This is a genomic window from Amycolatopsis sp. NPDC102522, from assembly GCF_055584485.1.
Genome location: NZ_JBVJLY010000004.1, coordinates 454,182 through 467,765, shown reverse-complemented (window position 1 = coordinate 467,765; position 13,584 = coordinate 454,182). Strand labels below are relative to the sequence as shown.

The following is a 13,584-nucleotide window of genomic DNA, read 5'->3' as shown; positions in this document are numbered from 1 at the left end:
CGGTTGGCAGAGTGAGCCCAATGGCCACTCGATGGGTTCCGCGATCACCGGGCGCGCCAAGCGCCTTTCCGGATGGTCGACCTCACCCGCGAGCGGTGCGGTGGTTCCTTCCGCGGCAAACGGGTGGCCGCCTGGGGCGCGGCGTTAAACCCCGGCTCGGACGACGTCCGCGATTCACCCGCGCTCAGCGTCGCCGCGTCCATCCAACTCCAGGCGCCGAGGTGACCGTGTACGACCCGAAGGCCGCGGACAACGCGTACAAGAGTTTTCCGAACCTCACCTTCGCGAGTTCCACGCTGGAGGCGGTGATCGGCGCCGTGGTCACCACGCGCCAGGTCATCGACGGCCGCGACACCCTGGACGCGCGGCGGTGGCACGAGGCGGGCTGGAGTTTTCACGCGCTCGGACGTCCCGCCCGCCGATGACCGGCTCGGAACCGGCCGACTGCTGAGCGCGGCGGACGGGACTGTGGCAGCGTGACCCAGCGCTCCAGGCAAAGGAGGCTCTCACAATACCTGTATCGCCAGGGTCTCCCAGACGTCCAGGACACCTGTCAACCTGTTTGAGTCGGCTCCCAGACGCGCGACAGTGTCAGCACACGCTTCCACGACAGAAGGAACGAAGACCCATGGCGGACAACCAGTCCACCCCTCACGCAGACCTTTTCGATCTGAGTGGGAAGTACGCACTTGTCACTGGCGGCACCAGAGGCATCGGGATGATGATCGCGCGCGGCCTTCTGCAGGCGGGCGCCCGCGTCACTATCAGCTCACGCAAGGCGGACACGTGCGCGGAGGCACAGCGGCTGCTGTCCGAATTCGGCGACGTTCAAGCATTCCCCGCCGACCTGTCCAGGCACGACGAGTGTCAGCGCCTCGCCGATCTTGTCGAGGCCGAGTCGGAACGCCTGGACATCCTCGTCAACAACGCGGGAGCCATGTGGCGCGAGCCGCTGGAGACGTTCCCGGACGAAGCCTGGGACACGGTGCTCGACCTCAACCTCAAGTCGCCGTTCTGGCTGACGCAGGCGCTGCTCCCCGCACTTCGCAGGGCGGGCACCGCCGATGACCCCGCGCGGATCATCAACATCGGCAGTATCGCCGCCATCCACGTCGCCGAGGCACCCAACTACTCCTACGCCGGCAGCAAAGCGGCACTCCATCAACTCACCAGAGTGCTTGCGAGGGAACTGGGCCCCCAGCACATCACGGTGAACGCGGTAGCCCCAGGAGTGTTCCCGTCGCAGATGATGGCGGCCACGATCGATGCCATCGGCGACACGATCGCGGCAAAGGCCCCGCTGCGCCGCCTCGGCCGCGACGACGACATGGCAGGCACCGCCGTGTTCCTCGCCAGCCGAGCCGGGTCCTACCTCACGGGCGCCATCATCCCGGTCGACGGCGGCACCGCCACGACCGCATCAGGTACCTAGGCGTCGGCGCGGGTCTTTTTCTGCATCGAAGACGGAGTCATGCGCACGGGCGGACGAGGTATGCGGCACCGTAGCAGCCACCCGGTGAGACAGACCACCGAAGACCCGCCGGCCGCGATCGTGTCCATAATGGACGTCCAGCGCATCGCTTCCCGGCATACGATGAGTCGCCTCCGGACAGAATCCCGCCTGTGGGGGCGATCGACACCACCGCGCCGAAGGTCCGGTTGTCGCGAAAGCCACTTTCAGGACATCTCTTGTCCCGGAAGTGGCTTTCGCGGCACTGCGAGATCACCCCACCGGCCGCTGTCAACCCGGCGAAGGACGGTGGCGCGGCGGGCGGATCCACCCCAGACTGTCGCGGCGAGGTGAACCATGACCGACAACGACGAACTCGTGGAGGCGCTGCGAACCGGGCCGTTCTGCCGCGCGCTGACGATGGCCGTGCTCAGCCGCGGCCTGAGTCTCCGGCAACTGCAATACCGCCTCCGTGCCCGGGGTGCCTCGGTGAGCGCCATGACCTTGAGTCATTGGCAGAGCGGGCGGAGCGTGCCGGAGCGGGAGGAATCCTTGCGGGCGGTGGGAATCCTCGAAGAGGTGCTCTCGCTCGACGCCGGAGTGCTGCACCGGCTGCTCGGTTCCCGGCGGCCGCGGGGCCGCGGTGTCCGGTCGGCCAAACCCCTCGACCGCCTTCACCGGGCGTGGGGCCACCCGGCCTTCCTGCGTCCGTTGCTGGACGAATTCCGCGACAGGCTGGAAAACCCGGTCCGCAAACTCGATCTGTGTGAGACGTTCCAGGTGACGGCGGACCGGTGCGCCCGGCGGATCGTGGTGCGGGAGCTGATCGAAGCCCGGCAAGATCGGACGCGCACGATGATCGTCGCGGCCAGGAGCCGGCCGGGTGTTCCGCCGCCGGTCGTGGTCGAGAGCGGCCACTGCCGTCCGGGCACGGTGCTCACCCTCGACGACGAGGGCTTCTCCCTGACGGAGCTGGTGCTGGACAGGACACTAGGGCGCGGCGAACGCCTGGCAGTCGGATTCGTGCAGGAGTATCCGCGGCCGATCGTCGCCGGCTGCCACCACCGCAGAATCGTCGATCCCGTCGCCCACTACCACGGCCGGTTCGTTTTCGCGCCCGGCGCGGCACCGGTCGCATACCGGACATGGCGGACCCGGACACCCGAAAACCGGACGACCGGGTGGATCGACGCATTTCCCGACGCTCGGCATACCGTCCACGTGACACGGCGGAACGCGGCCCCAGGGGTCCACGGTCTGCAGTGGACCTGGGAATAGTGTTTTCTCTGTTTACAGAATGTTCCCGCCGAGGCTTTCCCGCGGGAAGACGGCTGGTTACGTTCGGGGCGCACAGTTCTCATGCACTCGAACCACCGTCCGGAAAGAAGGTCCACAGTGAACAGCAGAACCGCACGTGCCCTGGCCGCCGTCGCTCTCGCGGGCGCGGTGGTGTGTGTCGCCACGCCGTCGGCTTCCGCGAGTGCGGTACCGAGCTACCGGACCTGGCTTTCCGACGTGCACACGGCGATGCGAGACGGTACGACGTACCTCGATGAGCGGGTCGCCAAGGGCGGCACGAAACTGGCCGTCGTCACCGACATCGACAACACCGCGCTCGAAACCTACTACCACCCCGGGGAGCCGACCGCCGACGTGCTCGCCTTCATCAAGCACGCCAAGGAAAAGGGCGTCACCGTCCTGGTGGCTAGCTACCGCAGCAGCGCGAGCGGCGCGAAGGAGGCGCTCGTCGACGCCGGGTACCCGGTGGACCGCGTCTGCGTCCGGAAGAGCTCGGAAGGCCACGCGACCGAAACGAAACAGCGTTGCCGCAAGGAGTACGTGAAGGCCGGGTACACCATCATCGCGAACGTCGGCAACCGTCCCGGTGACTTCACCGGCGGCAACTACGAAAAGGGCTTCAAACTGCCCGACTACGACGAGCAGCTTTCGTAACGCCGGGCCGGCCGCTCCCCGTGATCGGCACGCGGGGAGCGACCGGCAGGCGTCTTGGCGCCGTCGGTGAACGTGCCCCACGAATTATGGAGGCTCAGGGGTTCGTGCGCCTGTAACATCCAAAACGGTGCGCTGAGCGGGCGAGCTTCTTCAGGAATTGCGGATCCGTCGAAATCGGTCACCTCTGCCCAGACGGGGCCTCCCAGTCGATGGTCGTGGATTTGACGCTGACCAGCTGGGTTGTTTCCTGTACGAGGTGGGGTCGGGTGCGTGGCCGAGGGCTTCTTGCGAGTCGAAGTGGCGGGAGCCTGTGCAGCCGAGGCCGCGGAGTGCTTCGTAGCGTTCGTCGGACAGGTCGTGGCCGAGGTGGGCTGGGTGAGGTCGCGCGGTACTGGCGCCGCTTTCGGCGGTGTTGCGCTTGCCGGGATCGGCCCGGTTGAGACGGGCTTCGGTGGCGAGGTAGGTGTGGTAGGCGGCGGCATCGGCCGCCGCGTTGGCGGCTCAGGCGCCGTCGGTGGGCGGTCAGGGGGCAGACCCACGGCTGTCGGCAGGTGGTGCGTCGTGGCGGAGGTAGGCCAGCACGGCTGTGACGCGGTGGTGAAGCCCGGCCAGTTCGGTGAGGCCGAGTTTGGCGAAGGTGGAGTTGACGTGCTTCTCGATGGTGGATTCGGCCAGAGCCAGGGTGTCGGCGATGGTGCGGTTGTTGCGGCCTTGGGCCATCAGGCGCAGGACGTCGACTTCGCGGGGGGTGAGCTGGGCCAGCGGGGAGGTAACGGTGCGAGTGTGGCTGTGCATGAGGACTTCGACGATGCGTGGGTCGATCACTGAGCCGCCTGTGGCGACTTCGTGGAGGGCACGGACGAGTTCGTCGAGGTCGCCGACGCGTTCCTTGAGCAGGTAGGCCAGCCCGTCGGTGCCGTGTTGGAACAGGGCGAAGGCGTACTGCTCACTGGCGTGCTGGGACAGCACGACCACTCCGATGCCAGGGTGCTTGGTGCGGATCGTGTGGGCGGCGGTGATGCCCTCGAGATGATGGCCGGGAGGCATGCGGATGTCGGCGATGACCGCGTCGGGGCGTTCGTAGTCGACGGCGGTGAGCAGTTCCTCAGCGTTGCCCACGGTGGCCAGTACCGTGATCCTGCCGGTGTCGTCGAGCAGCCGGCGGGTGCCCTCGCGAACCAGGTAGTGGTCATCAGCGATGAGGATTCGCAGGCGCTCACGCGTTGACATCGGGGATGACCTCCATAGCCGGCAACTGGGCGCGCACAGTGGTACCTCCAGGCGTAGTGGCGGTGACCTCCAGGTCACCGCCGACGGCCCCGACCCGGTCACGCAACCCGATCAGGCCGGCGCCTTCGCGATGGCCGAGCGGGAGCCCGATCCCGTTGTCGGCGATCTCGACCCGCAATAACCCGTCGGCCAGCGAGAGGCAAACAGTCACCTGCGACGCCTCAGCGTGTTTGAGCACGTTGGTCAGCGCCTCGGAGACGAGAAAGAACACCGCCTCCTCGATATCGACCGAGAATCGCGTGGAATCCACCGGTGGCTCGGCCGTCACGGTGACCGGAATCGGTGCGCGACGGGCACGGGAACGTACCGCGGCGATCACACCCTGGTCGGTCAGTTCGGCGGGATGTATGCCGTGGGCGAGTTTCCGCAGACCCTCGATCGCGCGGTGGGCGTCGTCCTGCACTTCGTTCAGCGTCGCGTCGGCGTTTTCGGCGCCTGAAAGCAGTTTATTGCGAGCCAGCCGCAGCTTCGCGACCAAGGCGACAAGTTCCTGTTGGATCCCGTCGTGCAGATCCCGCTCGATCCGGCGGCGTTCGATGTCCTGGGCGTGCACGATGCGGGTCCGCGAGGCCGCCAGCTCGCCCGCCTGTAGATGAATCTGGGCCGCTCGTGCGGCCAGTTCGAACGACAGCCGCACCGCGTAGGCCGCGACGAGAGCGAGCACAGCGAGCGCGGCGGGCAGGAGCGTTCCCAGTTTCGTGCCGATGACGCCGGCGACCCCGACGGCCCAAAGGCCGAGTACGAGCCAGAGCATCCCGTACCGGGTGGCCCACCGCATCCCCAGGTTGATCCCCAGCAGCCGGTACCGGACGATCGCCAACAGTAAGGCGGTCGCCACGATCGCGAGGCCCAGCAGCGCTGCTCCGGTGACCAGCGTGTCGGGCGGGCGCATGGAGATATCCCACCGCCGCAGCAGAATCAGCGGGGCGGTGCTCACCCCGGCGATCAGCGCGCCCATCCCCAGCAGCCAGCGCCACGTCCGCTGCTGGGTGACCGGAAGCCGCGTGTACCGGATCGCCTGCAGCACGGCGGCCAGCAGCAGGAGCAGCCAGATCCCCAGCTGGAACTGTGTCACCGGCGGCGGCCGGTCGGCGAAGTAGTTGAGCAGGTACAGCGGGGGCAGCGCCCACAACGCGCGCAGCACGATCCGCTCGTGGGGGAATCGGTAGCGCCCGTCAGGCAGTAACGCGACCAGGCTCACGACCAGCACCACCACAACGCATTGCATGACGCCGACACCTTGGATATAGATCTGTGCCCACCATGGCGGCAGCGATGCGGATTCCCGCTCCTCGGCCGAGAACATCCGGAGAACATCGTTGGTGATGGCAGCGGTCACCGCCATCACTGTCGCGGTGACCAGCAACCTGCGTGTCAAGGGGTGCCCCGGTGCGCGCCACCACACCACGGCCCCGACCACGTAGAACGGCAGCGGAACAGCGAAGACCACCGATGTGTTGCGCATCCCCGGCGCCGTCAGTACGAGCACGGCCGCGACGACCACACTCACCGCGCCCACCACGGCCAGCGCCCACATTCCCGGTGCCCGAGCCCTCTCCCCTGTCACCGATCGATCATCCTGCCTGGGCCCTGCACTGACCACCCCCTGTTCCGCACCTTACGTATGGAGGCAAACCTCCAGTCCGGAAGTGAAGCCAGCCGGGTGTCCCCGGCGCACGCAGCCCGTCACGGTAGTGCGGGCAGGCCAGGGCGAACGGGGGTCTTCAGGGGGACGACGCCTGCTGACATCGCGGCCAGGAGACAAGGGTGGTTTCGCCAAGCTGCCGAGCTCGTAGGTGCCGCGCGGTCCTGGGTTTGCGATTCCCGCGTAAGGCAGCGTACTTCCGGCGCATTTGGGCAAAGACGGCTTCCAGAGGCGGTTTCCGTCGAAGCTGTGTTCGGCCACGAAGGAAGCATCAATATCCTGTCTTATGGTTACGAATACAGATCCAGCCCACCGGAAAGCCCGAAATGCCCCGAATGAACTTCTCGACCATTCGGCATTATCGAACACCTCGCCTCGATGATCACTCGATTGGCGGTGTCGCATAAGAACCTGCGAGCGAGACGCTGATCGCAGTAGCCGCAGAATATGGGGGTGCGCTATGTCAAGTACTGAGTCGAGCCCAACTCGACGAAAGCAGACCAAGCTCAAGGATTTCTTTTCCGGTCGGCAAGGCAACCCTCGTCGCTTTTCCGGAGCGATGAGGGTTGGCGTGAAACCAGGGCGAACGCGGTCGCGCCATCGACAGCACAAGCGGGGCCGCGAGCAACGCTGCTATCGTTCCTGCTCACACCAACTAATATAAGGCCGCGGGCTCAACGGCTCACCCACTGGGGAAGATCGGGTTCCAGGCTTTCACCGTCCGGCTTCGTGTTTCGAGCCGCCACCTCGATGCCACCCTGACACTCGATAAGCATACAGCTTTGACGTCTTCATTCGGGTGCGACTTCACGCCGGATGGAGACGCACGGCTCACAAATCAATATCTGGGGTCAAATTGTTCATTATCGGCACATCACGCGATTCTTCTTGAAACTGGTGACAACCAGGAAGTCACGTACCGCGAAGAAACCATTTTCCTGAGCGATCGCCTGGCTTCCACCGCGCCATTCTTCCACGCTCCGTGTCCTCACACCACGTCGGGATGCGCGGCCCGCACCTGCGTCGACCCCTCTGCACTACCGACGCGGTGACACTCGCGGATTCTCGTCCGCAGAGCCGAGTAGTAGCGCGACCGTCGTCGCGAACGGAAATTTCATCAGGCTACATTCCAAGCTTTTCCGGGGGATAAAATGACGGATACAAATGTCCTGATCCACCTCCTGGGCTCTCTGGAGGTGACCGATGTCGAAAAGATCACCGCTGCCAAGCTCCGTCAGGTAATCGCGTTGCTGGCCGCGAATGCGAACGCGGTGGTGAGCACGGAACAACTGATCGACGAACTGTGGCCGGCCGAGCCGCCTCGTACCGTGCGGACCATCCTGCAGACCTACATCTACCAGCTACGCAAGCTGCTTGCCGATAGCTCAGCCGACGGGAACGGCTCCGAACTGCTCGGTACGCGGCCAGGTGGGTACGTCCTCGCCCTGCCACGCACGAACATCGACATCTTCCGATTCCAGCACCTCGCGGACAGCGGCAAGGAGGCACTCGCACGCAACGAGCCGGAACTGGCCGGCCACCTACTGCGAGACGCATTGGGTCTGTGGCGTGGTCCTGTGCTCGCCGACGTCGATTACGGGCCGAGGCTGCGGGGCCTCTCGGTGTACCTGGAGGAGCAGCGCCTGGAGGCTCTGACGCTGCGCATCGAGGCCTACCTCGCCAGCGGCAGGCACCGCGAGACCATCGGCGAACTGCGTTATCTGGTGGCCCACCACGAGTTGCACGAATCGTTCTACATCCTGCTGATGCGCGCCTTGCACGGATCGGGGCGGCGGGCCGAAGCCCTCGATGTCTTCGGCGAATTGCGTCGCGTGCTCGACGAGGAATTGGGACTGGAGCCTTCATTCGAGGCCAGGCGGTTCCAAGCGGAGATCCTGACCAGTTCCTGTGCCCCCGCGTGCAGCACGCCTTGATCTCCGGTAGAGGCGTGCTTGTGACGGTAGTAAGGCCCGACGAATACACGACGCGCCGGGCAACCGACGACCGAAGAACAGGGGAAATTCATGGCTGAGCGCGCACAACCGGTCGCCCTGGTCACGGGGGCCACGAGTGGAATCGGCCTGGAGATCGCGGCGGCTCTCGGACGCCGCGACATGGCGGTGTTCCTGTGCTCGCGCACGCCCGACGCGGTGGAGGCCACCGTGAAGGACCTGCGGGGTCAAGGTCTCACCGTTGACGGCTTCCACGCCGACGTACGGTCAACGGAGGAGATCCACCGGCTCGTGGAGCAGGCGGTGAAGCGCTTCGGGCCGATCGACGTCCTGGTGAACAACGCAGGCAGGCCTGGTGCCGGGGCGACCGCCGAGATTACCGACGAACTGTGGTGTGACGTCATGGAGACGAACCTGAACAGCGTCTTCCGGGTCACCAAGGAGGTGCTGTCCACCGGCGGCATGCTGGAGCGCGGGCGCGGCCAGATCGTCAACATCGCGTCCACCGGCGGGAAGCAGGGCGTGGTGCACGCGGCGCCGTACTCGGCCTCGAAACACGGCGTGGTCGGGTTCACCAAGGCGCTCGGGCTGGAACTCGCCCGCAGCGGCATCACGGTCAACGCGGTCTGCCCGGGCTTCGTCGAGACGCCGATGGCCGAACTGGTGCGCGAGCACTACGCCGGCGTCTGGGGTGTGGACGAGTCCGAGGCGTACGACCGCATCACCAACCGGGTGCCGATCGGGCGCTACGTCCAGCCGAGCGAGGTGGCCGCGATGGTCGAATACCTGATCTCGCCCGGCGCCGCCTCGGTCACCGCACAGGCTCTCAACGTCTGTGGCGGGCTCGGCAACTACTGATCCGCGACCGATCGGAGAGCAGGACCGATGCTGTCGGAGAAGGACCTGATCGGGGTCTGGCATCTCACCGCGCACTACTACCTCCACGAGGACGGCTCGGTCACCGAGGGCCCACTCGGGGAGGCCGCGGACGGCGTGCTGATCTACGACGCCACTGGCTGGATGGGCGTCGGCATGATGCGGACGGAGTCCGTCACCGACACCGCAGACACCGGTATGGGGCCGCCGCCGTCGTTCTACCTGGGATACACCGGGCGGTGGCGGGTCGCGGGCGACGAGGTCGTGCACGAGGTCGCCGTCGGCTCCCATCCCCGGGTGGTCGGAACGGGCCAGGTCCGTGAGGCCAAGGTCGACGACGATGGGCTTAGCCTGCGCCGGCCGGTGTCCCCTGGCTCGACGCGATACGTCGTCATGGACTGGCGTCGCGAGGCGGGATGACGGACGCTCCGACGACGACACCGGCGGGCACGGAAGATCCGTGCCCGCCGGTGCGTGTGCGTCCCCGCGCGGAAACGTCGCCGCGGACGAGTGCGTCGACTGCTGGTCAGGTCATGCCGTGTTCGACCTCGCCGATCGAGATCGGCGAGGTCGAGGCTGCCGTCGGGGCACCGGAAGTCCATACAGGCCACCACGACCGAGGACCCATCGATGGGCCCACGATGCCCTGCACGGCCTCGTCGTCGACGGTGGTGGCGGCGATCTCCACGCTCATTCCTGGGCTCCCGATTCGACAACGGCCCCCGCGTGGGTGAGGGTGGCGCGCCCGTTGTCGCCGAGGTTCTTGCGCAGGTAGGCCCGCGCCTCGGCGAGAGTGCTGTTCTCCCCGAGCTGTGCTCGCGCGGCCTCAGGATCGATCGCGACCGTGTGCGTCGCGGTGGCCTCCACACCGCGCCCGGCGCGGCGGAAAGTCCACCGGCCACTGTGTCCGAGCAACATCGTCGGCGGCAGGAGCTGGGTGTAGGAAATGCTCTCGCCGGTATGGCAGATGCGGATCGAGCGGGTGGTGTGGGCCGAACCGTCCGCGGTGACCGTGTCCATTTCCATGTGCTGGACACCATCCCCGGTCTCGGTCAGGTCGACGCGGGCCACGTGGGGCAGTCGTTCGGGCCACAGGTCACTGCGGTGGACGAAGTCGTAGACGTCATCGAGCTCGCCGTCCAGCACGACGGTGTCGGAGAACGTGGAGACCACTTCGTCGACCGGGTGGCCGAGCTCGGTGATGCGGCCCAGCGCCGCGAGCTCCTCTGTGCTGTTGCGGTCCACGGCGGTGAGGATGGTCTCGCGGGCACTCGCCTCGGTCACTGCGAATCGATGGTCGAGCACGACCTCGGTGCCCCCGTCGCGATGTGGCTTGAACGACCACGTGCCGTTCATCCCCGCGATGGGGGGACGGCTGTGCTCCTGGCGGAACTCGATGCGCCGGGCCACGGGGTCGAGTTCGCGCCGGGAGATCCACGTCGCCACCTCCCCGGCGACAACGGCCCAGAGCTGGAACCGCTCCGCGCGCTCTTCGCGCTCCAGGTGGTGCACGTGGACGGTCGGCCCGAACACCACCGGCCACAAGGCCACGTCGGCGACCACCCGGTAGACATCGTCCGGCGGGGCCGCGATCACGCGGGTATGCGTCGTGAGTTCCATGGTTCACGCTGCCGCGAGCTGACGATTGATGAGTTCGAGCAGCTCCTCAGGGGTCGTCACCTCGAGGATCTGCTCGTCGCGGATCACCACGCCGTAAGTCAGCTTGAGCTGGGCGGCGGTCTCGATGAGGGCGAGCGAGTCGTACCCCAGGTCGTCGAACGGGGTACGTGCGGCCCCCTCCAGCTGGATGGTGTCTTCACCGGAACATTCGGCCAGGATCGCGCCGAGGTTGTCCAGGCTCATCGCCTTGGTCATGATCAACTCCTGTTCTCGAGGCTACGGAGGACGATGGCCGCGTTGAATCCCCAGCGGCCACGGGCGAGGACGAGCGCGGTGTCGAGGCCGGCTTCCCGCGGTGTGCCGAGCACCAAGTCGAGGCCGTACTCCTCGGGCACCGCGCTGGTGGCGAAGGTCGGCGGGATGACACGCTCACGCAGGCTCATCAGCGCGGCGGCGACATCGAGCATGCCGCCGCCGGAGAACAGCCGGCCGGTGAGCGCTTTCGGGGCAGTGACCGGGACACCACGCACTCCGAACAACTCGCGCAGTACCCGGGCCTCGGCCCTGTCGAGCTCTGGGACCCCAACGGCGTCCGCGAACACCACGTCGACCTCGTCGGGGCGTATCCCGGCGTCGACCAGCGCGAGCTCGGCGGCGCGGCGCAGCCCGGGTGGGCGCCCCGAGCCGGAAGCCGGATCGAAGGTGTTGGCGTAGCCCGCGATCCTGGCAAGGCCGGCCACGCCGCGAGCGCTCGCCGCGTCGGCGTCCTCGACGATGGCGACGGCACCGCCCTCGCCAGGCACGTAACCGTCCGCCTGCTCGTCAAACGGCCGATAGGCGATGGCCGGGTCGGGGCCGTTACTCACCCGTCCGCTGGACAGATGCGAGACCCATCCCCAGGGGTCGAACGCGGAATCGACACCGCCGCTGACCACCAAGGGCACCCCGGACCGGACGACGCGCCGAGCCTGCCCCAGCGCGTCGAGACCGCCCGCCTGCTCGGCGACCAAGGCGAAGCCGGGGCCGCGCATACCGTGTCGGATCGAGATCTGCCCGGTGTTCACCGCATAGAACCATGCGAAGGACTCATAGGCGCTCACATGCTCCGGGCTCTGCGCCCACAGCTTCCGGAACTCACGGTGGGTGAACTCGAATCCGCCTGAGGCGTTCGCCGTGACGACGCCCATCTCGTAGTCGGTCAGCATGGACGGGTTGACCTTCGCGTCGTCGAGAGCCCATTGGGCAGCGATGAGCGCGAACTGCGTCGAGAGGTCGGTCTGGCGAATCAGGCGGCCGGGCAGATGCTCGGCCGGGTCGAGCCTGTCGACGAGCCCTGCCCACCGCGGGGTGTCGCCGGGGTGCTCGAAACGATCCAGCTCACCGATGCCACTCCGTCCGGTGAGCGTCGCCTCCCAGAATTCGGGCAACCCCGCACCGTTCGGCGCGACCACCCCGAGGCCGGTGATCACACTCATGCCGCCCCCTTCTCCTTGGCCAGGACCATCGCACTCTGGAAACCTCCGAAACCGCTGCCGACGGTCAGCACGGTGTCGATGCCGTGCTCGCGTGCGACCTTCGGGACGTAGTCCAGGTCGCATTCCGGATCCGCGGCCTCCAGGTTCGCCGTCGGTGGCACGACCTGGTTCTCGATAGCCAGCAGGGACGCGGCGATCTCGACCGAGCCGATGGCGCCGAGCGAGTGGCCGATCATCGACTTGATCGAGCTGACCGGCGTCCGGTACGCGTGCTCGCCGAGGCTGCGTTTGAAGGCCGCGGTCTCGTGGCGATCGTTCTGTTTGGTCCCGGAGCCGTGTGCGTTGATGTAGTCGATCGCGGTGGGATCGAGCCGCGCCTGGTCGAAGCTCACGCGGATCGCCTCGGTCATCTCCCGGCCATCGGACTTGAGACCTGTCATGTGGTAGGCGTTGCAACGGGTCGCGTACCCGGCGACCTCGGCGTAGATCCGCGCTCCACGCCGGAGCGCGGCGTCGCGTTCCTCCAGCACGAAGACCGCGGCGCCCTCCGCGAGCACGAAGCCGTTGCGGGTGCCGTCGAAGGGGCGCGACGCCGTACGGGGCTCGTCGTTGTAGGTGGTCGTCGCCCTGATCGCGTCGAAGCTGGCGACCACGATCGGGGTGATCGGGGTGTCCGACGCACCGGCGATCATGACGTCGGCGCTGCCCTCGCGGATCAGCGAGGACGCGTGCCCCACCGCGTCGATACCCGACGTGCAGCCGTTCGACACCATGCCGACAGGGCCCTCGGCGCCGACCGCCCAGGCGATTTCCGCCGGCATGATGCTCGGGATCATGTAGTCGAACATGTGCGGTGAGAGGTATTCAGTGTCCATCACCTCGCACCGCCCCGAATCGGAGAGCACCAGGTACTCCTGCTCCAGGCTCGTCGCGGCGGCAACGGCGCTGCCCAGGCTCACCCCGATTCGGCCCGGCTCCAGCGCTACCGTCTCCAGTCCACTGTCGGCGACCGCGTCCCGTGAGCACACCACCGCGAACTGCGTCGCGCGGTCCATCCGCCGGACCTCACGCGGGCTCAGACCTTCCGCCGCGGCGTCGAAGTCCACTTCGGCGGCGACCTGGGAGCGATACGGGGCGGGGTCGAAGAACGAGATGCGGCGCGTGGCGGTCCGGCCTTCCGAAAGCAGTTCCCAGAAGGCATCGCGGCCCAGTGCCCCGGGGGCGCGAACGCCAATTCCTGTGATGACGACCCGGCGGTTCACGAGTCCGCACCGAATTCGTCGTTCATATCCCCGTCCCTTCCTCGTGTGTCGCTGCTCTTTT

15 protein-coding genes are annotated in these 13,584 nt (G+C 67.0%); 8 read left to right on the top strand and 7 right to left on the bottom strand.

The window, feature by feature from the left end; genetic code table 11:
- Positions 1 to 72 precede the first annotated feature (72 nt).
- The 5 genes from ACZ6YV_RS14950 to ACZ6YV_RS14930 all read left to right on the top strand — a co-directional run bounded on the left by ACZ6YV_RS14950 (position 73) and on the right by ACZ6YV_RS14930 (position 3,403).
- Complete coding sequence (locus ACZ6YV_RS14950; protein WP_465510114.1) at positions 73 to 225, top strand: hypothetical protein; 153 nt, start codon at positions 73 to 75, stop codon at positions 223 to 225.
- The gene (locus ACZ6YV_RS14945) at positions 222 to 425 is read left to right on the top strand and encodes a hypothetical protein (RefSeq protein WP_465510113.1); all 204 of its coding nucleotides are present in this window, start codon (positions 222 to 224) and stop codon (positions 423 to 425) included. Before ACZ6YV_RS14950 ends, ACZ6YV_RS14945 begins: the two co-directional genes overlap by 4 nt.
- Before the next feature lie 203 nt (positions 426 to 628).
- On the top strand, positions 629 to 1,432 hold the full coding sequence (locus ACZ6YV_RS14940; protein WP_465510112.1) for an SDR family oxidoreductase: 804 nt from the start codon (positions 629 to 631) through the stop codon (positions 1,430 to 1,432).
- A gap of 375 nt (positions 1,433 to 1,807) precedes the next feature.
- On the top strand, positions 1,808 to 2,728 hold the full coding sequence (locus ACZ6YV_RS14935; RefSeq protein ID WP_465510111.1) for a hypothetical protein: 921 nt from the start codon (positions 1,808 to 1,810) through the stop codon (positions 2,726 to 2,728).
- 117 nt (positions 2,729 to 2,845) lie between these two features.
- Positions 2,846 to 3,403 (top strand): HAD family acid phosphatase, encoded by a 558-nt coding sequence (locus ACZ6YV_RS14930; RefSeq protein WP_465510110.1) that lies wholly within the window; start codon positions 2,846 to 2,848, stop codon positions 3,401 to 3,403.
- 522 nt (positions 3,404 to 3,925) lie between these two features.
- Here ACZ6YV_RS14930 and ACZ6YV_RS14925 read toward each other — a convergent pair.
- Both ACZ6YV_RS14925 and ACZ6YV_RS14920 read right to left on the bottom strand, forming a co-directional pair.
- The gene (locus ACZ6YV_RS14925) at positions 3,926 to 4,633 is read right to left on the bottom strand and encodes a response regulator (RefSeq protein ID WP_465510109.1); all 708 of its coding nucleotides are present in this window, start codon (positions 4,631 to 4,633) and stop codon (positions 3,926 to 3,928) included.
- A complete protein-coding gene (locus ACZ6YV_RS14920) occupies positions 4,620 to 6,260 on the bottom strand; it encodes a sensor histidine kinase (protein ID WP_465510108.1) in 1,641 nt (546 codons plus the stop codon). The genes ACZ6YV_RS14925 and ACZ6YV_RS14920 overlap by 14 nt, the downstream gene beginning before the upstream one ends.
- A 1,274-nt stretch (positions 6,261 to 7,534) precedes the next feature.
- On the opposite strand from ACZ6YV_RS14920, the gene ACZ6YV_RS14915 reads away from it, so the two are divergent.
- The 3 genes from ACZ6YV_RS14915 to ACZ6YV_RS14905 all read left to right on the top strand — a co-directional run bounded on the left by ACZ6YV_RS14915 (position 7,535) and on the right by ACZ6YV_RS14905 (position 9,586).
- Positions 7,535 to 8,272, top strand: a complete 738-nt coding sequence (locus ACZ6YV_RS14915) for an AfsR/SARP family transcriptional regulator (RefSeq protein ID WP_465510107.1) — start codon at positions 7,535 to 7,537, stop codon at positions 8,270 to 8,272.
- A 90-nt stretch (positions 8,273 to 8,362) separates the two neighbouring features.
- The gene (locus ACZ6YV_RS14910; RefSeq protein WP_465510106.1) at positions 8,363 to 9,148 is read left to right on the top strand and encodes an SDR family NAD(P)-dependent oxidoreductase; all 786 of its coding nucleotides are present in this window, start codon (positions 8,363 to 8,365) and stop codon (positions 9,146 to 9,148) included.
- 27 nt (positions 9,149 to 9,175) lie between these two features.
- Positions 9,176 to 9,586, top strand: a complete 411-nt coding sequence (locus tag ACZ6YV_RS14905) for a lipocalin-like domain-containing protein (protein ID WP_465510105.1) — start codon at positions 9,176 to 9,178, stop codon at positions 9,584 to 9,586.
- 106 nt (positions 9,587 to 9,692) lie between these two features.
- Here the strand turns inward: ACZ6YV_RS14905 and ACZ6YV_RS14900 are convergent, their stop codons facing one another.
- From ACZ6YV_RS14900 to ACZ6YV_RS14880, 5 genes are read right to left on the bottom strand one after another with little or no spacing between them, the layout of a single operon-like run.
- On the bottom strand, positions 9,693 to 9,860 hold the full coding sequence (locus tag ACZ6YV_RS14900; protein ID WP_465510104.1) for a hypothetical protein: 168 nt from the start codon (positions 9,858 to 9,860) through the stop codon (positions 9,693 to 9,695).
- Positions 9,857 to 10,786: an aromatase/cyclase gene (locus ACZ6YV_RS14895; protein ID WP_465510103.1), complete on the bottom strand. Its 930-nt coding sequence runs from the start codon at positions 10,784 to 10,786 to the stop codon at positions 9,857 to 9,859. The genes ACZ6YV_RS14900 and ACZ6YV_RS14895 overlap by 4 nt, the downstream gene beginning before the upstream one ends.
- A 3-nt stretch (positions 10,787 to 10,789) precedes the next feature.
- On the bottom strand, positions 10,790 to 11,041 hold the full coding sequence (locus tag ACZ6YV_RS14890) for an acyl carrier protein (protein WP_465510102.1): 252 nt from the start codon (positions 11,039 to 11,041) through the stop codon (positions 10,790 to 10,792).
- A 2-nt stretch (positions 11,042 to 11,043) separates the two neighbouring features.
- Positions 11,044 to 12,261 (bottom strand): ketosynthase chain-length factor, encoded by a 1,218-nt coding sequence (locus ACZ6YV_RS14885; protein WP_465510101.1) that lies wholly within the window; start codon positions 12,259 to 12,261, stop codon positions 11,044 to 11,046.
- Positions 12,258 to 13,523 (bottom strand): beta-ketoacyl-[acyl-carrier-protein] synthase family protein, encoded by a 1,266-nt coding sequence (locus tag ACZ6YV_RS14880; RefSeq protein WP_465510100.1) that lies wholly within the window; start codon positions 13,521 to 13,523, stop codon positions 12,258 to 12,260. Before ACZ6YV_RS14880 ends, ACZ6YV_RS14885 begins: the two co-directional genes overlap by 4 nt.
- Positions 13,524 to 13,584 lie beyond the last annotated feature (61 nt).